The sequence below is a fragment of the Mesorhizobium sp. M8A.F.Ca.ET.181.01.1.1 genome (assembly GCF_004792025.1).
Classification (GTDB): Bacteria; Pseudomonadota; Alphaproteobacteria; order Rhizobiales; family Rhizobiaceae; genus Mesorhizobium.
Genome location: NZ_SRTV01000009.1, coordinates 11,803 through 33,504, shown reverse-complemented (window position 1 = coordinate 33,504; position 21,702 = coordinate 11,803). Strand labels below are relative to the sequence as shown.

17 protein-coding genes are annotated in these 21,702 nt (G+C 63.8%); 8 read left to right on the top strand and 9 right to left on the bottom strand.

Going from position 1 to position 21,702, the window contains the following annotated elements; all coding sequences use genetic code 11:
• Positions 1 to 335: 335 nt before the first annotated feature.
• Together EN824_RS26885 and EN824_RS26880 are read left to right on the top strand one after the other, a co-directional pair.
• Positions 336 to 2,351, top strand: coding sequence for a long-chain fatty acid--CoA ligase (locus EN824_RS26885; protein WP_127870691.1), 2,016 nt, complete (start codon positions 336 to 338; stop codon positions 2,349 to 2,351).
• On the top strand, positions 2,348 to 3,052 hold the full coding sequence (locus tag EN824_RS26880) for a 50S ribosomal protein L11 methyltransferase (protein ID WP_127870812.1): 705 nt from the start codon (positions 2,348 to 2,350) through the stop codon (positions 3,050 to 3,052). Before EN824_RS26885 ends, EN824_RS26880 begins: the two co-directional genes overlap by 4 nt.
• Before the next feature lie 224 nt (positions 3,053 to 3,276).
• On the opposite strand, the gene EN824_RS26875 is transcribed toward EN824_RS26880, so the two are convergent.
• Positions 3,277 to 4,242 carry a LysR family transcriptional regulator gene (locus EN824_RS26875; protein WP_135882933.1) on the bottom strand — a complete coding sequence of 322 codons (966 nt, stop codon included), beginning with the start codon at positions 4,240 to 4,242 and terminating at the stop codon, positions 3,277 to 3,279.
• 629 nt (positions 4,243 to 4,871) lie between these two features.
• Between EN824_RS26875 and EN824_RS26870 the strand changes: the two genes are divergently transcribed.
• The 3 genes from EN824_RS26870 to EN824_RS26860 all read left to right on the top strand — a co-directional run bounded on the left by EN824_RS26870 (position 4,872) and on the right by EN824_RS26860 (position 8,007).
• Complete coding sequence (locus EN824_RS26870; protein WP_127278328.1) at positions 4,872 to 5,660, top strand: NAD(P)H-dependent oxidoreductase; 789 nt, start codon at positions 4,872 to 4,874, stop codon at positions 5,658 to 5,660.
• Between the two features lie 12 nt (positions 5,661 to 5,672).
• Positions 5,673 to 6,710 carry an MFS transporter gene (locus tag EN824_RS26865; RefSeq protein WP_135932888.1) on the top strand — a complete coding sequence of 346 codons (1,038 nt, stop codon included), beginning with the start codon at positions 5,673 to 5,675 and terminating at the stop codon, positions 6,708 to 6,710.
• Positions 6,711 to 6,837: 127 nt separating this feature from the next.
• Positions 6,838 to 8,007 (top strand): epoxide hydrolase family protein, encoded by a 1,170-nt coding sequence (locus EN824_RS26860; RefSeq protein WP_127278326.1) that lies wholly within the window; start codon positions 6,838 to 6,840, stop codon positions 8,005 to 8,007.
• Between the two features lie 146 nt (positions 8,008 to 8,153).
• Here EN824_RS26860 and EN824_RS26855 read toward each other — a convergent pair whose 3' ends face one another.
• Positions 8,154 to 8,876, bottom strand: a complete 723-nt coding sequence (locus tag EN824_RS26855; protein WP_127278325.1) for an HAD family hydrolase — start codon at positions 8,874 to 8,876, stop codon at positions 8,154 to 8,156.
• 5 nt (positions 8,877 to 8,881) lie between these two features.
• Positions 8,882 to 10,525 (bottom strand): glucose-6-phosphate isomerase, encoded by a 1,644-nt coding sequence (pgi, locus tag EN824_RS26850; protein ID WP_127278324.1) that lies wholly within the window; start codon positions 10,523 to 10,525, stop codon positions 8,882 to 8,884.
• A gap of 302 nt (positions 10,526 to 10,827) precedes the next feature.
• Between pgi and EN824_RS26845 the strand changes: the two genes are divergently transcribed.
• Both EN824_RS26845 and EN824_RS26840 read left to right on the top strand, forming a co-directional pair.
• Positions 10,828 to 12,321 (top strand): PLP-dependent aminotransferase family protein, encoded by a 1,494-nt coding sequence (locus EN824_RS26845; RefSeq protein WP_127278323.1) that lies wholly within the window; start codon positions 10,828 to 10,830, stop codon positions 12,319 to 12,321.
• A gap of 192 nt (positions 12,322 to 12,513) precedes the next feature.
• A complete protein-coding gene (locus tag EN824_RS26840; protein ID WP_135862197.1) occupies positions 12,514 to 14,100 on the top strand; it encodes a trimethylamine methyltransferase family protein in 1,587 nt (528 codons plus the stop codon).
• A 19-nt stretch (positions 14,101 to 14,119) separates the two neighbouring features.
• Here EN824_RS26840 and EN824_RS26835 read toward each other — a convergent pair whose 3' ends face one another.
• The 4 genes from EN824_RS26835 to EN824_RS26820 all read right to left on the bottom strand — a co-directional run bounded on the left by EN824_RS26835 (position 14,120) and on the right by EN824_RS26820 (position 18,831).
• Complete coding sequence (locus tag EN824_RS26835; RefSeq protein ID WP_127276403.1) at positions 14,120 to 14,518, bottom strand: hypothetical protein; 399 nt, start codon at positions 14,516 to 14,518, stop codon at positions 14,120 to 14,122.
• 68 nt (positions 14,519 to 14,586) lie between these two features.
• Complete coding sequence (gene chrA / locus EN824_RS26830) at positions 14,587 to 15,978, bottom strand: chromate efflux transporter (RefSeq protein ID WP_135862199.1); 1,392 nt, start codon at positions 15,976 to 15,978, stop codon at positions 14,587 to 14,589.
• Positions 15,975 to 16,793, bottom strand: coding sequence for a sulfurtransferase/chromate resistance protein (locus EN824_RS26825; protein ID WP_135862201.1), 819 nt, complete (start codon positions 16,791 to 16,793; stop codon positions 15,975 to 15,977). Before EN824_RS26825 ends, chrA begins: the two co-directional genes overlap by 4 nt.
• A gap of 232 nt (positions 16,794 to 17,025) precedes the next feature.
• A complete protein-coding gene (locus tag EN824_RS26820) occupies positions 17,026 to 18,831 on the bottom strand; it encodes an IlvD/Edd family dehydratase (protein WP_135862204.1) in 1,806 nt (601 codons plus the stop codon).
• 151 nt (positions 18,832 to 18,982) lie between these two features.
• Between EN824_RS26820 and EN824_RS26815 the strand changes: the two genes are divergently transcribed.
• Positions 18,983 to 19,432 (top strand): carbon monoxide dehydrogenase subunit G, encoded by a 450-nt coding sequence (locus EN824_RS26815; RefSeq protein ID WP_135921146.1) that lies wholly within the window; start codon positions 18,983 to 18,985, stop codon positions 19,430 to 19,432.
• 17 nt (positions 19,433 to 19,449) lie between these two features.
• Here the strand turns inward: EN824_RS26815 and EN824_RS26810 are convergent, their stop codons facing one another.
• Positions 19,450 to 20,619 (bottom strand): Mrp/NBP35 family ATP-binding protein, encoded by a 1,170-nt coding sequence (locus EN824_RS26810; protein ID WP_127276413.1) that lies wholly within the window; start codon positions 20,617 to 20,619, stop codon positions 19,450 to 19,452.
• A gap of 76 nt (positions 20,620 to 20,695) precedes the next feature.
• Complete coding sequence (locus EN824_RS26805) at positions 20,696 to 21,700, bottom strand: inorganic phosphate transporter (protein ID WP_127870681.1); 1,005 nt, start codon at positions 21,698 to 21,700, stop codon at positions 20,696 to 20,698.
• Positions 21,701 to 21,702: the final 2 nt, after the last annotated feature.

Below are 21,702 nucleotides of genomic sequence, written 5' to 3'. Positions count from 1 at the left end.
CTAAACGGCAGAAAAAATTAGCAGTTTCTTCTATTCACGATATTATTAACGACCGCATTTTTTTATTGATCCGACGTCCGGCGACAAGGGCGCCGCGCCCCGTCTTCATCGGCCGCGGAAGCGCGAAGATGCCGGTTCCAGCTGTGGCCCGCGGGAAAGATTTACGGCGGCAAATCTTTCGGCGTCCTGCCGCTGGGGCAAGACTTGCACCGCCGCCGATAGAGGCAATACATAGATGGACAACTGGCGGCAGCGGAGGGCGTCTCCATCAATCCGGGGGCGGTGCGGCACAGGCCAACGAGAAACAGGCGACCAGGGTTGTCGAGGAGGAACGGGTGGCAAAAGCGTCGAAGAGCCCAGTGAAAGCGCCGGCCAAGGCGGCCTCGAAACCAGCCGCCGGTGGAGACGGGCAAGGCAAGGCCGCGGGCAAGGCAGCGACCGCGAAGGCGGCGGCCAAACCCGCCAGGAATGCCCCACCGGCAAAAGCCGCGGCCACGGCCAGGACCGCCACGAAGCCGGCTACGAAGGCCGCGCCGGCGAAGGCGTCCGCGGCGAGGACCGAATCGGGCAAGACCGCGACGACGAAGAACTCGCCACCAGCAAAGACCGCACCGGCCTCGAAGCCGGCGACGGCGACCAGCCAGCGGCTGCCGAAGGCGCTGACCGAACTCGCCGCCGGCCTGCCGCAAAAGCCATGGCTCAACAGCTATCCCAAGAACATGCCTGCCGAGATCGGCGCCCTGCCCTACGGTTCCATCGGCGACTTCCTGGTGGGCGCCTGCAAGCAGTTCGCCGGTCAGCCGGCCTTCACCTGCATGGGCAAGTCCATCACCTACGCCGAACTCGAGCAGCTTTCGGCGGCCTTCGGTGCCTATCTGCAGTCCACTGGATTGCAGAAGGGCGCGCGCGTCGCCCTGATGATGCCGAACGTGCTGCAGTATCCCGTGGCGATGATGGCGGTCGCCCGCGCCGGCTTCACGGTGGTGAACGTCAATCCGCTCTACACGCCGCGCGAACTGGAGCATCAGCTCAAGGATTCCGGGGCACAGGCCATCGTCATTCTCGAAAACTTCGCCAACACCTTGCAGGCGGTCGTCGCCAGGACCTCGGTCAAGCACATCGTCGTCGCGGCCATGGGCGACCTGCTCGGCGGCCTGAAGGGTTCGATCGTCAATCTGGTGGTGCGCCGCGTCAAGAAAATGGTGCCGGCCTGGTCAATGCCCGGCCATGTCAAGTTCAATGCGGCGCTGAAGGCCGGCCGCGGCATGGCTTTCAAACCGGCCACGGTGGCCGCCAGTGATGTCGCCTTCCTCCAATATACTGGCGGCACCACCGGAATCTCGAAAGGCGCGACCCTCTCGCACAGCAATGTGCTGGCCAATGTCGCGCAGAATGCGCTGTGGCTGCAGGACGCCTACACCGTCAAGCCAAAGCCGGCGCATCTCAACCTCGTCTGCGCACTGCCGCTTTACCATATCTTCGCGCTGACGGTGAATGCGCTGATGGGCATGCAGATGGGCGGCCAGAACATACTGATCCCCAATCCGCGCGACATTCCCGGCTTCGTCAAGGAAATGGGCAAATATCCGATCCATATCTTTCCGGGCCTCAACACGCTGTTCAACGCGCTGCTCAACAATGAGGACTTCCGCAAGCTGGACTTCAAGCCGCTGCTTCTGACCTTGGGCGGCGGCATGGCGGTACAGAAGGGCGTCGCCGAACGCTGGAAGGCGTTGACCGGTTGCCCCGTCAGCGAAGGCTATGGCCTTTCGGAGACCTCGCCGGTGGCGACGGCCAACAAGTTCAGTTCCGGCGAGTTCACCGGCACCATCGGCCTGCCGCTGCCCTCGACAGAAATCGCCATCCGAGACGACGACGGCAACAACGTGCCGCTGGGCGAGGTCGGCGAGATCTGCATCAGGGGACCGCAGGTGATGGCCGGCTACTGGAACCGGCCGGACGAGACCGCCAAGGTGATGACCACGGACGGCTTCTTCAAATCGGGCGACATGGGTTTCATGGACGAACGCGGCTACACCAAGATCGTCGACCGCAAGAAGGACATGATCCTCGTTTCCGGCTTCAACGTCTATCCGACCGAACTCGAGGAGGTCGTGGCGGCGCATCCAGGCGTGCTCGAAGTGGCCGCGATCGGCGTGCCGGACGAGCACTCGGGCGAAGTGCCGAAGCTGTTCATCGTCAAGAAGGACCCGGCCCTGACCGCCGAGGCCATCACCGCCTTTTGCCGCGAGAACCTGACCGGCTACAAGCGGCCCAGATACATCGAGTTCAGGACCGAATTGCCAAAGACGCCGGTCGGCAAGATCCTGCGGCGGGCGTTGCGCGAATAGTGGCCGACGATCCCGCCGACTTCGATGCGCCCGGCCGACGCCTTGATCCGGCAGAATTCATCAGGACGAATTTGCGCCTTGCCCCAGTGCGGGCGCTTCCTGAAATCCAGCTTTACACCGCTCACCCGGGCAGCGGGCTGAGGCGGCTCGTCGGGTCCGGCGACGACCTGGACGAGTCCGAGCCGCAGCCACCCTATTGGGCCTATGCCTGGGCCGGCGGCGCGGTGCTGGCGCGCCATATTCTCGACCATCCGGAGATCGTGACGGGCCGCCGCGTGCTCGACCTCGGCGCCGGCTCGGGCCTTGTCGCCATCGCCGCCGCGAAGGCCGGCGCAGCGGAAGTGATCGCCGCCGAGATCGACCGCAACGGCGTCGCCGCGATCCGCCTCAATGCCGCGGCCAACGCCGTCGAGATCACCATCTTCGACAAGGATCTCACCACAGGCCCGCCACCGGCCGCCGACCTCGTGCTGGCGGGCGACGTGTTCTACTGCCGTGAGGTTGCCTTGCGGGTTATGCCGTTCCTCGACCGCTGCCTGGCATCAGGCATCGAGGTACTGGTCGGCGACCCCCGCCGCAACGATTTGCCGCTGTCGCGGCTGCGATTGATCGCTGAATATGAGGTGCCGGATTTTGGGGATGGGATGCGGGGTGCGAGGAGGGCGAGCGGGGTGTTTTTGTTTGAGGCGGAAGAGCGGTAGGGCGCTGGGCGCAGGCCGATAGCTGGAACGGCCGGGGTTCGAGCCAGTGCTTGCTTAGGTCGAATGAACGTCTGGTTAGCGCCTAATTCCGGTCGTTCATCCACCGATTCCTGTGGAATGGCGCGCCCGGCATAGCGAAGATGGGCACTCAGACCATTGGCAAATTGCGGTGTCACTTAACTCGTTTGCATGCTGATCGGCAAAGCGCAGCAGACCCGCTAGGGTCAGGAGCCATTGATGTGAGGCGCGTGATCTGATTCAGGCTCCGCGACCCTAGACCCGCCTTTATCGTGGTCCCCAACCAGGCTTCCGATCAGGTTTCGGACCCAGCGGTGGCCCGCATGCCTATGACATCTCTCGTGCCAAATCAGACTGACATTGAATTGCTCACCTAGCCAGGGTAGATCAACCATCATGAGCTTTTCTGATTGCCTAAGAAATAGGCGCCTTGGCACGAGTGCAACCAAATCACTATCTAAGACGATCTCCGGCAGGAGCAAAAAGGAGGCCGCTGACACGACGACGTTGCGTCGGTAACCAAGTGTCGCCAAAGCACTGTCCACTGGCGTTTCGAAGTCGCCGCCCCGCGGTGACACCACGACGTGTTCCAATTCGACATATTCGTCTATTGTCATACCCGATTTTAGCCGAGGATGACCGTGTCTTCCTATGAGGACATAAGTTTCGTCGAATAAGTGACACGTCCGTAGGTGCGGGGCCGACCGCTCGGGAGTAGCGATAACAAGATCGACTTCTTTATTCCCCAATTGCTGCTCCACCAGCTCGGGCACCAGATGCCGTACGGCCACCCGTACTCCCGGCGCCGTCTGCCGGAGAGCCAAGACGAACGGCATCACCACTGCTGCCTGGATATAGTCAGAACAGCCGATCGATACGGTAAGCTCGGCCTTGCCGGGATCAAAGTCCTGATGAGAATGTAACGCGTTGCGCACGTGATCCAGCGCGTCTCTCAGTTGCGGTGCAAGTTCGATTGCCTTGGCGGTCGGGATCATGCCTCGACGAGTCGGGAGCAGAAGCGGGTCGTCAAACAAATCCCGAAGCCGTGCCAGTTGCGCGCTTACAGCCGGCTGACTGAGGTGCAGTTGATCTGCCGCTTTCGTTACGTTTTGTTCGGCAAGCAGCACTTCGAGCGTCGCCAAGAGATTGAGGTCGATGCGACTGTCATTCACCGTGTCTATTCCTAGTCGCCGTTTAATCATTTCTATATATGATGATCGCGGCGCTGCCCGTCAACGGCTTGGCCGCCTAATGGGAAGCTGTCTGTGTTGGCGTCGGGCCGCTGGCGCGAAAGCGATCGCTGCTGTTCTTACGATTGGTAGAGAGCCGCCAAACTGGAGCGGAGGGAGCCGTGCGGCACCGACGGGCCAATCGAACGCCCGCGTGAAAGTGCCAACGTGGCGATCAGCGGTTAGATATCCGCTATCTGGATAGCACGGGTCAAGATAATCGATTTCACAAATCTTAGTCGGATACTCATGTTGAGGCCAGCCGGGCTTCCAATCCCGAGCCGGAGGCATCGAGTGATCTCAGTCAGCATCCCATACCCGACTAGCTTAGCGCGCGCTTTGGCGCGAACTGCTGCAACGAAACAAGCATTCTGCTGGTGATCGAGGAGCCTCGCCGCGCCGTCAACAGTGTAAGTATCGAAATCGATGTCGGCATCATCGAGCCGAGCGCGCCCGGGGGGGCACGCAAAATCCCCGAAAACGTCTGTCTCACCAACGCGCAAGCCCTGGCGCGCAATTGATACCGATCGGGAACATCAGACACAGCTCTCAACAACTACGGAGACCATCTCGTGAAAAGAAATATTCTCATCGTTTACGCACACCCTGAGCCCACTTCGCTGACACGGCAGCTGGTCGACGTGACCGCTGAGATGTTGTCGGCGGCGGGGCACACCGTGGTCCATTCGGACCTCTACGGCATGAAGTGGAAGGCGGGGTACGACGCCGATGACTTTCCGATGCGCAACAACCCTGAGCGACTGTCGTTCATCATGGAATCGGGCCATGCTTACGCAAGCGGGCATCAGACGCCCGACGTGATCGCCGAGCAGCAGAAGCTGCTCGCGGCCGATGCTGTGGTCCTGCAATTCCCGCTGTGGTGGTACGGCGTGCCCGCGATCTTGAAGGGCTGGATAGAGCGAGTCTATGCCTTCGGTTTTGCCTACGGCTATCAGAATGGCTCCAACGAGTTTCGCTTTGGCGACGGCATCCTCAAGGGCAAGCGAGCGCTGGTCAACGTGCAGGCAGGCGGCCCAGTGGCCGATTATGGCCCGCGGGGTATCAACGGGCCGATAGAGCAACTGTTGTTCCCGCTGACTCATGGCGCGCTGTTCTATCCCGGCATGGACGTGCTCCCGACGCACGCGGTCTATGGCGCGGGTCACGTTTCGACGGCGGAGCAAGTGGACGCGATCAAGGCAGCATGGCGTGTACGTCTCGCCGGGCTATTCACCGACAAGCCGATTCCCTTCCGTTCGCAAAACGGCGGCGACTTCCCCGATCGCCACACCATGGCCGACCACGTTGCGCCGGGCCAAACCGGCCTCGCCGCGCACTTTGCCGATCTGATCGACGCATAAAGAGCAACACCGATGTCGCCTGCATTGTTCGCGCTTGCCGTGGCGGCCTTCGCCATCGGCACGACGGAGTTCGTCATGATCGGGCTTGTCCCGGATGTCGCGCGCGATCTTACGGTAACGATACCCCAAGCCGGTCTGCTTGTGACTGGCTATGCCCTGGCCGCGACCGTTGGGGCGCCGACGGTCACGGCCCTTACTGGAAGGCTTCCCCGCCGCGGGCTTGTGGTTGGACTGATGAGCCTGTTCACGCTCGGTAATCTGCTTGGCGGCGCTGCACCGACTTATGAAGTGCTGCTGGCCGGGCGGATCGTGACAGGAGTGGCGCACGGCGTGGTCTTCGCCGTCGGCGCGCCGATTGCGATGAGCCTGGCGGATCGTGAGCGCGGCGCGCGGGCGGTGGCGACGATGTTCGCAGGGCTCACCCTTGCAATAGTCATCGGTGTCCCGCTCGGCACAATCGTCGGACAGAGCCTTGGGTGGCGTGCACCGCTGCTGGCGGTGGCTGTGCTCGGCTGCCTCACGGCAGCGCTATTGCGACTTTTGTTGTCGCGGGAAATTCCCCACGCTCCGCCCGCCGGTTTAAGGTCGCAGTTCGCCGTATTGGCGAAGCCCCGCCTCCTGGCGCTCTATTTCATCGCAATGAACGGGTTCGGCGGATCATTCGTGGTTTTCACCTTTCTCGCACCGCTGCTGACGGAGGTAACCCACGTGTCTCCTGCCGCAGTCAGCTTGGCGTTCATGGCATTCGGCGCAGCTGCGGTGGTCGGGAATTTTGGTGGGGGCCGGCTTAGCGATGCACTCGGCACGCGGCGCAGCCTGATGGCAGCGCTGGTCGGTCTGGTCCTGGCCCTTGCGACGCTGCCCTTTTCGGCCCCGCACGTCCTGACAATGTTCGCCAACCTGCTCCTCTGGTCTGCCTGCTGCTTCTGTCTTGGCCCGATCGTTCAGTCTGGCGTGGTCGCGGCCGCGGAAGAGGTCGCGCCCGACGCGGTCGCGACTGCTTCGGGTGGAAAGCGGACATTGCGCCTACGGCAATGCCGACCTGCATAGCAGACGTTTTGCCGTGGCGCCGTTCGCAAAAAGGATGGCGTTTCAGGAAACGTTGTGCGCAGCTTTCAGTTCAGTCGGTATTACCCTTCGGCGGTCAACGTCGTCAGCCGTTTAAGCGGAGAACATCATGATTTCACCCTACATAATAAACATTCCTGACGAACGGCTCGCCACGATCAGAGCCAAGGTCGAGGCTTATGACTGGAGCCAGCTGCCGGATGCGGGGGGCTGGTCAGCGGGGGTCGGGGTTGATGACCTCAAGCGACTCGCCGCGTATTGGCGGTACAGCTACGACTGGCGTGCGGTCGAACGGCGCCTCAACGCGCTGCCCAACTTCACGGCCGACGTGGAAGGCGAGCACCTCCACTTCGTTCATGTGAAGGGCGACGGCTCCAAGCCGCCCGTACTGCTTCTCCACGGCTGGCCGGGCTCGTATCTCGAGTTCGAGCGGCTGTTGCAGCCGCTCGCAGCGGACGGGCACGACGTTGTCGTCCCCTCGCTTCCTGGCTTCGCGTTCTCCAACCCGATCACGCGCCCGATCGGCCCGCGGCGGGCTGCTGCACTCGTGCATGGGCTGATGATACAACTTTTCGGCGACGCGCGGTATTTCGTTCAAGGGGGCGATTGGGGCCACGGCATCGCGGCCTGGGCAGCGCATGATCGACCGGACGCTCTGCTCGGCATTCATATCAACATGATGACCGTGCGTGCGGAGGATGCCGCTCCGACGACCGACGAGGAGAAGTCCTTCGCCGCCAAGCGTGCCGCGATTGCCGATCGGGAGAGCGCCTACTTTCACGAGCAGGAAACCCGTCCGCAGACGCTCGGCGTCGCGATGGCCGACAGCCCGGTCGGAGCGGCGGGCTGGATACTCGAGAAGTTCGGCAAGTGGGCCGATCTTCCGACAACCGCCGATGGCGACCCCGACATCTGGAGCAAATTTTCCGAGGAGGAACTCCTCACCAACATCATGCTCTACATCGCGCCGGCATCGTTCGTGACGGCAACCTGGATCTACTACGGCAGCCGGCTTGAGGAGTCGCGGATGCTTCCGGCCGGCACCCGCATCCAGGTGCCGACCGGCGTTGCGGCCTTCCCCGATCCAGTGTTCTTGCCGCCGCCGCGCTCGTTCGCGGAGAAGACCTACAACATCGTGCATTGGACCGACATGCCGCGGGGCGGGCATTTCGCCGCGCTGGAAGAGCCGGAACTGATGCTGGCCGACCTACGCGCCTTTATCGCGACGGTGTCGGGAGCGCGCTTTGGCTGCTTTCGGGACCATGGATTGACTGCCTAAACGTCTCCAATTGGAAGCTTCCTGCCATTCGAAAGTGCCCGCCGCGCACGGCAGTTATCCAATCGCCAAGACCCGAAAGCTGACTGTCCGCTCACGGCCCCATCTCGGCCATCGAAGTCAAACCACCTTCCCACCCCTTCTCCGGATCACGCCGTCTCCTTGACCCGTGCGGCCAGAAAATCCGGCAGGTCGGCAACCGAATCCAGGATGACGTCGGCGATCTCGGCCAGCGATTCGCGGGTGCCGGTGCCGGAGAGCACGCCGACCGCGAGGCCGCAGCCGCCGGCGCGCGCCATTTCGAGATCGTGCCTGTTGTCGCCGACCATGGCGATCTCGCTTGGCTTCAGGCCGGTGAGGTCGCAGAAGGCCTGGATGGTGTCCGGGGCGGGCTTGGGATTGGCGACGGCGTCATATCCGTAAGCGGCGACGAACAGTTGCGCCACGCCGAGCGTGACCAGCGTTTTTTCGGCGCCGCTGGTCGAATCGTTGGTGGCGACGCCAAGCCGGTAGGATCGCTTGTGCAGCAGGGCCAGCGTGTCGACGATATCAGGCAGTGCCACCGCCATCGCCGAGCCCTGAACCGAAGTGATCTCGTTGAAGCGGGCGACGGCCAGCATCTGATCCTCGTTGGACAGGCGCGGAAACCACAGTTCGACGACGTCGAGATTGGTGCCGGAGGCAAAGATGGAGTCGGGCTTGAAGCGCCGGTTGGCGAAATCGAAACCGGCGGCCGCGAGCAGCCTGTCGGCCTTCCAGCGATCGCCGTCGGCTGCATCCATGGCCATGAAATCGGCAACGCCGAGCCAGGTCGCGTTGAAATCGACAAGTGTCCCGTCCTTGTCGAACAATATTCCCTTGATGTCTGCCAAACTTTTCACTCCGAACCACGCAATTGGCGGATGTATCCCACAAGGCCAGCGGTCGACGCGTCGCGCTTGGCGGCACTTTCCTTGCCTTCCACGACAGGCAGGAGGCCGGTCGCCAGTTCCTTGCCGAGCTCTACGCCCCACTGGTCGAAGGAGTTGATGTTGAACAGCGTTCCCTCGACGAAGACGCGGTGCTCGTAGAGCGCGATCAGCCGGCCGAAGGTGCGCGGGTCGAGCTTGCGGTAGAGGATGGTCACCGAGGGCCGGTTGCCGGAGAAGACACGGTGCGGCGCGATGCGGTCGACATCGGCCGGCTTCATGCCCTTGGCCAGCATCTGCGTGCGTGCCTCGTCCAGCGTGCGGCCCTTCATCAAGGCTTCCGACTGCGCCAGGCAGTTGGCGAGCAGCAGGTCATGCTGATGCTTGAGATCAGGCTCGTGGCCGACCGCGGCGGCGAGGAACTCGACCGGGATCAGATCGGTGCCCTGGTGCAGCAGCTGGAAGAAGGCGTGCTGCCCGTTGGTGCCTGGCTCGCCCCAGACCAGAGGCCCGGTCGGCGTCGCCACCGGCGTGCCGTCAAGGGTGACGCTCTTGCCGTTCGATTCCATGTCGAGCTGCTGCAGATAGGCCGGCAGCCGTGACAACCGCTGGTCGTAGGGGATGACCGCGCGGGCCGGATAGCCGCAGATCACGCGGTGCCACCAGCCGACCAGCCCCAGGAGCGCCGGCAGGTTCTTCTGGAGCGGCGCGGTGCGGAAATGCTCGTCCATCTCGTGCGCGCCGTCGAGGAAGGCGCGGAAATTCCGCGGGCCGATGGCGATCATGACCGGCAGGCCGATCGCGCCCCACAGCGAATAGCGGCCGCCGACCCAGTCCCAGAAGCCGAAGACGCGATCCGGCTCGATGCCGAACTTGGCCACCAGGTCGAGCGCGGTCGAGACGGCGGCGAAATGCTTGCCCACGGCTTCCTTGCCGAGCGCTTTCTGCACCCAGTCGCGCGCCGTCTGCGCATTGGTCATCGTCTCGACCGTGGTGAAGGTCTTGGAGGCAATGATGAACAGCGTGGTTTCGGCGGACAGCCCCTTCAGCGTGTCGTGGATATGGGCGCCGTCAATGTTGGAGACATAATGCGCGCGCGGACCGTCATGATAGGGAGCGAGCGCCAGCGTCGCCATGGCCGGACCAAGGTCAGAGCCGCCGATGCCGATGTTGACGATGTCGGTGATCTTCTTGCCGGTGGCGCCTGTTGCCTTGCCCGAGCGGATCGCATCGGCGAAGGCGCCCATCGCGTCGAGCACGGCAATGACATCCGCCTTGACGTCCTGGCCGTCGACCGTGACCCCCTTGCCGGTGAGGTTGCGCAGCGCCGTGTGCAGCACGGCGCGGTCTTCGGTGACGTTGATCTTCTTGCCGGCGAACATGGCGGCGCGGCGGCCCTCGATATCCGCGGCGGCGGCCAGTTTTTCCAGCAAATCCATGGTCGCGGCGTCGACGGCGCATTTCGACCAGTCGAGCAGGAGGTCACCATCGGTGGCGGAGAACGTCTTGAAGCGTTGCGGATCGGCGGCGAAGGCCTGGCGCATGTCGCCAGGGACCGCGGCGCGATGATCGCGCAGGGCGGCAAGCTGTTTCTGGAAGGCTGACTGATCCACTGGCGGGGGACTCCTGGCGTTTTGGACGCACCATATCAGACCGGATGTTTCCGGCGCGTGTCGTCGCGCCACAACTATTGAGCCGAATTCCATCCGGTCAATACGCGGCGATGACGCAGCGCATCACGATGCGATGACACAATGTATCGGGCGGCGAGGTGGTCGCGGCTTATTTCGAGCTTGAAGGATCACTGGCATAAATCCCAAAGATCAGAAAAATTGATTGGCGCAACCCCTTGTGCCACGGTTACGTTCGGCTGGTCCAGCCAAGCAAAAAAGCTGGCCATCGAGGAACATCTCCCATGCCACAGAGAAACGACACGGCGATATGGTCCGGCCTGTTCCGGATTTCGGCCGAATCCGGCCAAACCTTGCAGGCGCAGATCCGCCAAGCCATCGTGGCCGCCATTCTCGACCGCCAGATCGCCGCTTCGATGCCGCTTCCCTCCTGCCGGATCCTGGCCGAGAAACTCGGCGTGGCGCGCGGCACGGTGGTGCTGGCCTTCCAGCAGCTCGTCGACCAGGGTTTCCTGGTGGCGCGCGAGCGGCGCGGCCATTTCGTCAATCCCGAAGTGCTGGCGACGCCGGCCAAGCCGCACCAGAAGGCGCCCGACCAGGCCAACGAGATCGACTGGAAGGCGCGCCGGCAGATCGCGGCCAGCGACATGCCGCCGCCGGCCAAGCACGAGAACTGGATCAAGTCGTCCTACCCCTTCGTCTACGGCCAGTTCGACCCGGCGCTGTTTCCGACCGCCGAGTGGCGCGAGTGCAACCGCATGGCGCTGGCCGTGCTGGAGATCCGCAACTGGGCGTCCGACATGGTCGACCGCGACGATCCGCTGCTGATCGAGCAGATCCAGGCACGGCTCTTGCCCAGGCGCGGCATCTTCGCCAATCCCGACGAAATCATCGTCACGCTGGGCGCCCAGAACGCGCTCTACATGCTGGCCTCGCTGCTGATGACCAAGGGCTCGAAAGTGGCGATGGAGGATCCGGGCTACCCCGATGCACGCTCGATCTTCCGCCTCGCGGGCGCCGACATCGAGCCGGTGCCGGTCGACCAGTCGGGTATCGTAACCTCTTCCATTCCCAATGATTCCGGCTTCGTCTTCGTCACCCCCAGCCATCATTGCCCGACCATGGTGCCGATGTCGGCCGAGCGACGGCAGGACCTCCTGGCGCGCGCCAACCGGCACAACCAGATCATCATCGAGGACGGCTATGACAGCCAGCTTCTCGACGAGGCACCGCAGCAGGCGCTGAAGAGCCTCGACCGCTCCGGCCGTGTCGTCTATGTCGGCTCGATGTCGAAGACGCTGGCGCCGGGCCTGCGGCTTGGCTACATCGTGGCCTCGGCTGGACTGATCGCCGAACTCCGGGCGCTGCGCCGTTTCATGCTGCGCCATCCGCCGGCCAACAACCAGCGCGCCGTGGCATTGTTCCTCTCGCTCGGCCATCACGAAGCGCTGGTGCGGCGGCTGTCGAGCGCCTTCGACGAGCGGCGCAAGCGCCTGGTCCATGCGATTTCCGCCTTCTTGCCGGAGTGGCGCTCGACGGATTCGGCCGGCGGCACCTCGCTTTGGCTGGAAGGACCACGGGGTACCGATTCCCGCGGTTTGGCCGAGGCCGCCGCCTCGCGCAGCGTCATCATCGAGCCGGGCGACCGCTTCTTCGACCGTACCGAAAAGCCTTCGCGTTTCATGCGGTTGGGCATTTCCTCGATCGCGCTGCAGCACATCGAGCCCGGCATCCGGGAATTGGCCACCGCCGCTGGCCGCAGACCCGCCGCGGCCTGATCCATTCTTCGATCCTTTGACGGGAGCCGCCTTCAAGCGGCTCCCGCTCCCTTTTCTCTGGCATACTCGACTGAACCCGCTGGCTCATAGGCTGTGCCAATGCCGGCGGCATAGTCGTGGCACAAAGGGGAAGAAGCAGCCGATGGTGGACCAACCGCCGCGCTGTTTCTCAGGAAAGGTGGAGTGTTTTCCATGTCAGTGGTTCTTGAAAAGCAGGACGCGGCGGATCAACGCTCCCGCCGCTCCGGGGGGCGCGAAGCGCGTCGCGCGATGCGGGCAGCGCCGCTCGCCGACGACATCAAACCGGTGCGTGCCGGCCTCGAGGGCGGCAGCTACGGACCACTCAAGGGCAATGATCGCGAGCGTATCCACGAAGCGGTGCTGACGCTTCTGGAGACAGTCGGCTTCGCCAACGCCATCCCCTCCTGCATCGAGGCGCTGACCCAGGCCGGCGCCACCTATGGCGATGACGGCCGCATCCGGTTCCCGCGCGCGCTGGTGCTCGAGACGATCAAGAAGGCGGCACGGAATTTCACCTTGCACGGCCAGGATCCCAAACACGACATGGTGATACAGGGCAAGCGCGTGCATTACGGCACGGCGGGTGCCGCCGTGCATCTGGTCGATGTCGAGAAGCGCGAATACCGTGAGTCGCTGCTGCAGGACATCTATGACGCGGCCCGCATCGTCGAAGGGCTCGACAACATCCATTTCTTTCAGCGGCCGATGGTGCCGCGCGACATTCCCGATCCGCTCGAAATGGACTTCAACACGCTCTACGCCTGCGTGATGGGCACGTCCAAGCATGTCGGCACCTCGTTCACGGTGCGCGAGAACGTGCAGCCGGCGCTCGAAATGCTCTACGCGATTGCCGGCGGCGAGGACAATTTCCGCGCCAGGCCGTTCGTGTCGAACTCGAACTGCTTCGTCGTGCCGCCGATGAAATTCGCCGAGGATGCCTGCGGCGTGCTCGAAGCATGCGTCGAGGGCGGCATTCCAATCCTGCTGCTGTCGGCCGGACAGGCCGGCGCCACGGCGCCGGCGGCGATTGCCGGCGCCGTGGTGCAAGCGGTGGCCGAAGTGCTGGCCGGTCTGGTCTATGTCAACGCCATCAAGCCGGGGCATCCGGCGATCTTCGGCACCTGGCCGTTCGTATCGGACCTGCGCACAGGCGCCATGTCGGGCGGCTCGGCCGAACAGGCGGTGCTGACCGCCGCCTGCGCCCAGATGGCGCAATTCTACGACCTGCCGGGCGGCTCGGCCGCAGGCATGACGGATTCGAAGCTGCCCGACATCCAGTCCGGTTATGAAAAGGGCATCACCGACGTAATGGCCGGCCTTGCCGGGCTCAACCTGGTCTATGAATCGGCCGGCATGCATGCCTCGCTGCTCGGCTTCTGCCTGGAAAGCCTGATCATCGACAACGACATGCTCGGTCATTGCCTGCGCTGCGTGCGCGGCATCGAGGTGACCGACGAAGCGCTGTCGATCGCCACCATCGCCGATGTCTGCCTGAAAGGCCCGGGGCACTATCTCGGCAACGAGCAGACGCTGCGGCTGATGCAGACGGAATATTTCTATCCCGCCGTTGGCGACCGGTTTTCGCCGAAGGAATGGAATGAGAAGGGCCGGCCCGACATATTGCAGCGGGCGATCATCGAGAAGAAACGCATCCTTGCCGAGCGCTTTCCGCGCCATGTGCCGAAGCTGCTCGACGACAAATTGCGCGCCCGCTTCGGCGACATGATCAAGCTGCCGCGCGGCGGTATGGGCGGGTAGCCGCTCCTCGTCAAACAGTCTACTCGGCTGCCAGCCCGTAGTGTTCGACGACTTCGGCGTTGATCAGCTTGGCGTGCAGCGCCATCAGCACGATCTGGGCATCGAGGCCGTCGCCGGCTTCGAGAGCCGCCTCGATCCGGCGCTCCGCATCGAGCCGCTGTTGCGGACCTTGCGCCCGCTCGAAGGTTTCCGGTCCGGCGATGCAGTAGCTGAACAGGGTCGCCACCCGCGGATAGGCCCGCGGCGGCGGTTCCTCGGGCCAGTGGTCCTTCATCAGATTGACGATGGTGAGTTTTACGCCCTCCGGCACCAGGGCCGGATGCAGGTCGGCGCCGCGCAAGGCGGCATCGAGCTGCCGCAGATCACCGGAGCGGCCGAACATGCCGAGAAAGCCAAGAGAAGAGCGTCGTTGCGCCATGAGTGTCCAATCCGTTTTCCCACCAGTTAGGTGGTTGGCCGGCGGAATACAAAGATAGTGACCGGCGTCTATCCGCTCACCGCCAGCAGCAAGACGCCGGCCAGGGCCGACCCGGCAAGTGTCGGCAGCATGCCGACCTTCAGCCTGAGGATGGCAATCATGGCGGCGCAGGACAGCAGTGCGGCGCGCCAGTCGATCGACGACGGCACCGGCACGTTCATGCCGAGGCCCAACTTGCGCACGTCGTGGAAGATGACGTGCAAGGCAAACCATAGAGCCAGGTTCAGGATGACGCCGACCACGGCGGCGGTGATGGCGCCGAGCGCAGCCGACAGAGCCTTGTTGCCGCGCAGGGCCTCGATATAGGGCGCGCCGAGGAATATCCAGAAGAAGCAGGGCGTGAACGTAACCCATAAGGTCAGCAGCGCTCCAAGCGATCCGCCAAACAACGGGCCTATCGCGCCGGAGTGGCGAAAGGCGGCGATAAAGCCGACAAACTGCAACACCAGAATGAGCGGCCCCGGCGTGGTCTCGGCAAGCCCGAGGCCATCGACCATCTCGCCGGGCGCCAGCCAGCCGAAGGATTCGACGGCCGCCTGTGCGACATAGGCAAGAACCGCGTAGGCGCCGCCGAAGGTGACGACCGCCATCAGGCTGAAGAAACCGCCTATCTGCGTCCATACGCTGTTTGTCCCGGTGAGCGCCCAGAGCAACAGAACCGGCCCGAGCCAGATCGGCAGCCAGATCGCGATAATGCGCGGCGCATGCCATCTTGTCGGTCTGGCATGGGCCAGTTGGCCGCGCTCGAACATCAGGTCGACCGCGCCCTTGATGTCGGGAGCATCGTTCTTGCCGTGCGCCGCACCGGAAAACAGGGCTGGCGCGACGCGGTTTCCCGCCCATCCCACCAATCCCACAATCAGGACGATGAGCGGGAACGGAATGCTGAGGACATAGATGCCGAGAAAAGCGCAAAGCGCGATCGCCACCATCACCCGGTTCTTCAAGGCGCGGCGGCCGATGCGGATCACCGCCTCGACCACGACCGCGAGCACGGCGGCCTTGACGCCGAAGAACAGAGACTCGACCAGCGGGACATCGCCGTAGAGCGCATAGAGGATGCTCAAGGTGAGCATGACGAGTGCGCCCGGCACCACGAACAGGATGCCGGCGACGAGACCGCCGGCCGTCCTGTGCAGCAGCCAGCCGATGTAGATGGCGAGTTGCTGGGCTTCGGGACCGGGCAGCAGCATGCAGTAGTTCAAGGCATGCAGGAAACGCTGCTCGCCGATCCAGCGCCGATCCTCGACCAATTCCTTGTGCATGAGCGCGATCTGCCCCGCTGGCCCGCCGAAGCTCAGCAATCCGATCTTCGCCCAGAGTTTCGTGGCTTCGCGGAAGCTCGGGACCGCCGGCACCTCGACGATGTCTGCACTTTCTCCCGAAATGAGGCTGCTCATGTTGGCTTCGCCCCGCCCGGCCAGTTGTGCGTCTCCTCAGTGGCGTCGCGGCACCAGCGGAAGAACGCGTCATAGAGAACCATCCCCGCCTCCAGCTGTTCCAGATCGTCGCGGAACATGCGTGACAGGCCAAGCGAGGCGGCAAGGAATCCGGCGGCTTGGGGAACGAGATCGAGCCTGGCGGTGTCGGCCGCGCGCACGATCGTGGCAAGGCGATCGAGTGCCTGGGATTCCAGCCCGAACTCCTCGATCATCGTGTCGAAGGTGCAGCGTTCGCCGCGATGGCTCCAGAATACATTGTCGATGTCGAAGGGCACGGCCTGAAAGCGGTCCGCGACAGCAGGCACTTCGGCCGCCTCGACAAAGAGGAAGACCGCATGCGGATCGACGAAGCGCCGGATCAGCCAGGGGCAAGCGATGCGATCGACCTTGGGGCGAGCCCGCGTCACCCAGACGGTGCGGCCTTTTTCATCGCGGAACGGGATCTTGGCGGCGTGGACCAGTAGGCCGCCGGCATCACGCCAGGCCTCGAAACCGCCTTCGAGGGATTCGGCGGCAACGCCCTGGTGCCGCAGCCAGGCGGCCACGCCTTGCGAGAGCTTTTGCCCCTTCTGGCAGACCACGGCCACCTGGCTGCCGGCAAGGTCGGCTGCCCAGGTCGAGACGGTCTTGAAGTTGCGCCGGTGCGAGGCCGGCAGCGGGCGCGGGTCGGCATCGTAGTCCTCATCGAGGCGGACATCGACGATTACAGGCGCGCCGGGCAAACCAACCAGACGGGATAGTTGCTGTACGGTAATTTCGGTTGTTGACGGCATGGCGTCCACCTCCTGAAAAGAGAAGCTTGGACGCGAACATTGGGCTGACGCCTCACGGGGTGGTCGCGATGCACCCCTTGCGGTGATGTTGGAATTGTTGGGCGGTCTTGTCAAGGACGGAGCATTCCCGGCTACGCCGTCAGACCGGCGGCCTGATCGATCAGGCCGCCGGTCCTCGTCCATCCTCATCCGTGACCAGCCAGGAATAATCGATGACTATTCCGTGGAATAATCAGTGATTGTCGCGAGGCACGCCCATGGTATGGGCGACATCCTGGTATTTCACCGCCGGCTTCAGCACCATGCCGGCCGAGAACTGGTCGACCATGCCGCGCTGGATCTCCTGCCATGGCGTCTGGTGCTGGGGATAATGGTAGCCGCCATCTTTCTGCAGCTCGGCGCGCCGCCGCGTGATCTCGTCGTCGCTGACGAGGATGTTCGCGGTGCCTTTCCTCAGATCGATGCGGACGCGGTCGCCGGACTTGAGCAACGCCAGACCGCCGCCGACCGCGGCTTCCGGCGAGGCATTCAGGATCGACGGCGAGCCCGACGTGCCGGACTGGCGGCCGTCGCCGATGCAGGCCAGCGCGTGGATACCCTTCTTGATGAGGTAGGCCGGCGGCTGCATGTTGACGACCTCGGCGCCGCCGGGATAGCCGACCGGGCCAGCGCCGCGCATGAACAGGATGGTGTGCTCGTCTATGCCTTGCGCCGGGTCGTCGATGCGGGCGTGGTAATCCTCCGGCCCATCGAAGACCATGGCGTTGCCCTCGAAGGCTTCCGGGTCGTTCGGGTTCGATAGATAGCGCTCGCGGAATTCGGGCGAGATGCCGCTCATCTTCATGATCGCCGAATCGAACAGATTGCCCTTGAAGTTGATGAAGCCGGCATTGGCCTTCAGCGGCTCGGCCACGGTGCGGATGACGTCGGTGTTCTCGTTGGCGACCCCCTTGCAGTTGTCGCCGATCGACTTGCCGTTGACGGTCAGGGCATCGGGGTGCGGCAGCATTCCGGCCTTCATCAGCTCGGCCACCACGGCAGGCACGCCACCGGCATGGTGATAATCTTCGCCGAGATATTCACCCGACGGCTGCAGGTTGACGATGAGCGGCACCTTGAGACCGACCTTCTGCCAGTCATCATTGTCGAGCGGCACGCCGAGATGGCGGGCGATCGCGTTGAGATGGATCGGCGCGTTGGTGGAACCGCCGATCGCCGAATTGACGACGATGGCGTTTTCGAAGGCCTTGCGCGTCATGATGTCGGACGGTTTCAGGTCCTCGTGCACCATGTCGACGATGCGCTTTCCAGTCTCATAGGCGATCTGGCCGCGCTCGCGGTACGGCGCGGGGATGGCGGCCGAACCGGGCAACTGCATGCCGAGCGCCTCGGCCAGCGAATTCATCGTGGTGGCGGTGCCCATCGTGTTGCAGTAGCCCGTGGACGGCGCCGAGGAGGCAACGATGTCCATGAACTCGTCATAGTCGATCTCGCCGGCCGACAGGCGCTGGCGCGATTCCCAGACGATAGTGCCCGAGCCGGTGCGCTTGCCCTTGTGCCAGCCATTGAGCATCGGGCCGACCGACAGCGCGATGGCCGGGATGTTGACGGTGGCCGCCGCCATCAGCAAGGCAGGCGTGGTCTTGTCGCAGCCGATGGTCAGCACGACGCCGTCCAGCGGATAGCCATAGAGCACTTCGACAAGGCTGAGATAGGCGAGGTTGCGGTCAAGGGCGGCGGTCGGCCGCTTGCCGGTCTCCTGGATCGGGTGACAGGGGAATTCGAAAGGAATGCCCCCCATCGAGACGATGCCTTCGCGCACGCGCTTGGCGAGCTCGATGTGGTGCCGGTTGCAAGGCGAAAGATCAGAGCCCGTCTGGGCGATGCCGATCAGCGGTTTGCCCGACATCAGCTCGGCGCGTGTCAGCCCGTAATTAAGGTAGCGCTCGAGATAAAGCGCCGTCATTCCCGGATTGTCGGGATTGTCGAACCACTCCTGCGAGCGGAACTTTTTCTTTTTCGTAGGGGCGCCAGCCATCATGGTCTCCGTATTTGTATGACAAATCGATATGACAACGCGCGGATGCAGGCAAGGGGCACGCGTGATCTGAATCCGGACTTTGGTGCGATAGACAGCTATCGAGCCGCGCGCTACGACCAATCCGACATCGGCGATCGGGGAGGTTTTGATGGCTTTGGTGATCGAAGGCGAGGAACGTATCGCCGCACCCGTGCAGAAAGTGTGGGAAGCGCTGAATGACCCAACCGTCCTGAAGGACGCCATTCCGGGCTGCCAGAGCCTGGAAATGAAATCGGCGACCGAGATGGCGGCGACGGTGGTGCTGAAGATCGGGCCGATCAAGGCGACCTTCAACGGCGAAGTGACGCTGAAGAATCTCAAGCCCCCGCATGCCTACACCATCCAGGGCGAAGGCAAGGGCGGCATTGCCGGCTTCGCCAAGGGCGGTGCCGATGTCACCCTGACCGCCGACGGGCCGGACGCGACGGTCCTCAAATATGCGGCCAAGGCGGAAGTCGGCGGCAAGATCGCGCAGCTCGGCAGCCGGCTGATCGAATCGACCTCGAAGAAGCTGGCCGGACAGTTCTTTTCGGCATTCGGCGAGAAAGTCGGCGGCTGATCCCTTCCCCTCGAGGGTCACTCAAACACGATGCTCGGCACAGCCGCTTCGGCCGCGCCGCGTTCCTCGTTGACCCTGTCCCAGACCTTGGAAGCGATATCGCGATAGATTTTCGCCTCTGCGCCCTCGGGCTTGGAGACGACCACCGGCGTGCCGGCGTCCGAGCTCTCGCGAATGCCCATTTCCAGCGGCACCTCGCCGAGGAAGGTGACGCCCAGCCTCTCGGCCTCACGGCGCGCGCCGCCATGGCCGAAAATATCGTAGCGCTTGCCGGTATCCGGGGCGAGGAAGTAGCTCATGTTCTCGACGATGCCGAGCAGCGGCACATCGACTTTTTTGAACATATTGAGGCCTTTGCGGGCATCGATCAGCGCCAGGTCCTGCGGTGTCGAGACGATGACGGCGCCGGCCAGCGGCACCTGCTGGGCCATGGTGAGCTGGGCGTCGCCAGTGCCGGGCGGCATGTCGACGACGAGCACGTCGAGCCGCCCCCATTCGACCTCACGAAGCATCTGCGTCAGCGCCGACATCACCATCGGCCCGCGCCAGATCATCGGCGTCTCCTCATCGACGAGGAAACCCATCGACATCACCTTGAGGCCATAATTCTCCATCGGTTTCAGGATCTTGCCGTCGACCGTCTGCGGCCGGCCATGGATGTTGAGCAGCCTGGGCATGGACGGGCCATAGATGTCGGCATCGAGCACGCCGACCCGCAAGCCATTGGCGGCAAGACCGAGCGCCAGATTGACGGCCGTGGTCGACTTGCCGACGCCACCCTTGCCGGAGGCGACCGCGATGATCGCCTCGATGCCGGGCACACCGCGCTTGCCGTGGCTCTGCGAAGCAGGAGCATGCGGAGCCGCGCGCGGTGCGGCGGCGGGCGGTGCCGGCCTGGGTGCGGGGCGCGATGGAACCGGTGCCTCCATGCCGCCGCCTTTCTTTTCAGCCGTCAGCGCGACGACCGCGCCGGCAACGCCGGGAATGGCCTTCACCACCCGCTCGGCGGCGGCGCGCAACGGCTCCATCTCCGGGGCGCGCGCGGCGGGAACGGTGATCGAGAAGAACACTTTCGAATCGGCAATGAAAATCTCGGAAACCATGCCGAGGTCGACGATGTTGCCGGTGAAATCCGGCCCGTTCACCGTCTTCAGGCGCTCGGTGACGATTTCCTTGGTAATGGACATGGCGGTTATTCCCTGGCGTTCGGCTGCAGCTCACATAGTGCAGAACGCGGACGGCTCCAAGCGCCACGCCGCGACATCACCGGGCCAGGCTGAGCGCCAGGTAGGTGAGAGCGGAAATCGCCGCCGTCGCCGGCAAGGTGACGACCCAGGCGACAACGATGTTGCCGGCGATGCCCCAGCGGACGGCCGAGATACGCCGAGCCGCGCCGACACCGATGATGGCACCGGTGATCGTGTGCGTGGTCGAGACCGGGACGCCGAGCCAGGTGGCTGCGAACAGGGTGATCGCGCCGCCGGTCTCGGCGCAGAAACCCTGCATCGGATTGAGGCGCGTGATCTTCGAGCCCATTGTGTGGACGATGCGCCAGCCGCCCAAGAGCGTGCCCAGCGCCAGCGCCGACTGGCAGGTGAGGACGACCCACAGCGGTACATAGAACGAGGTGCCGAGCATGCCTTGCGAATAGAGCAGCACGGCGATGATGCCCATGGTTTTCTGGGCGTCGTTGCCGCCATGGCCGAGCGAATAGAGCGAGGCCGAAAAGAACTGCAGGACGCGAAACGTGCTGTCGACAGCGAATGGCGTCTGTCGCACGAACAGCCATGAAACCACCAGGACCAGGAGAAGCGCCAGGACGAAACCGGTTGCCGGCGACAGCACGATCGCGGCGACCGTCTTGCCCAGGCCCGACCAGACGATGGCGCCGAAGCCCGCCTTTGCGACCCCGGCCCCAACCAGCCCGCCGATCAGCGCGTGCGAGCTGCTCGACGGAATACCGGCGATCCAGGTGACGATGTTCCAGACAATAGCGCCGACCAGCGCCGAGAAGATCACCGCCGGGGTGACGACACTGACGTCGACGATGCCCTTGCCGACGGTCTCGGCGACATGAAGGCCGAAGAACAGGAAAGCGATGAAATTGAAGAAGGCCGCCCACAGCACCGCATAATGCGGCCGCAGCACCCGCGTGGAGACGATGGTGGCGATGGAGTTGGCCGCGTCGTGCAGGCCATTGAGAAAATCGAAGAACAGCGCCACGGCGACGAGGCCGACGAGCAGGGGAAAGGCGATGGTCGCTTCCATCG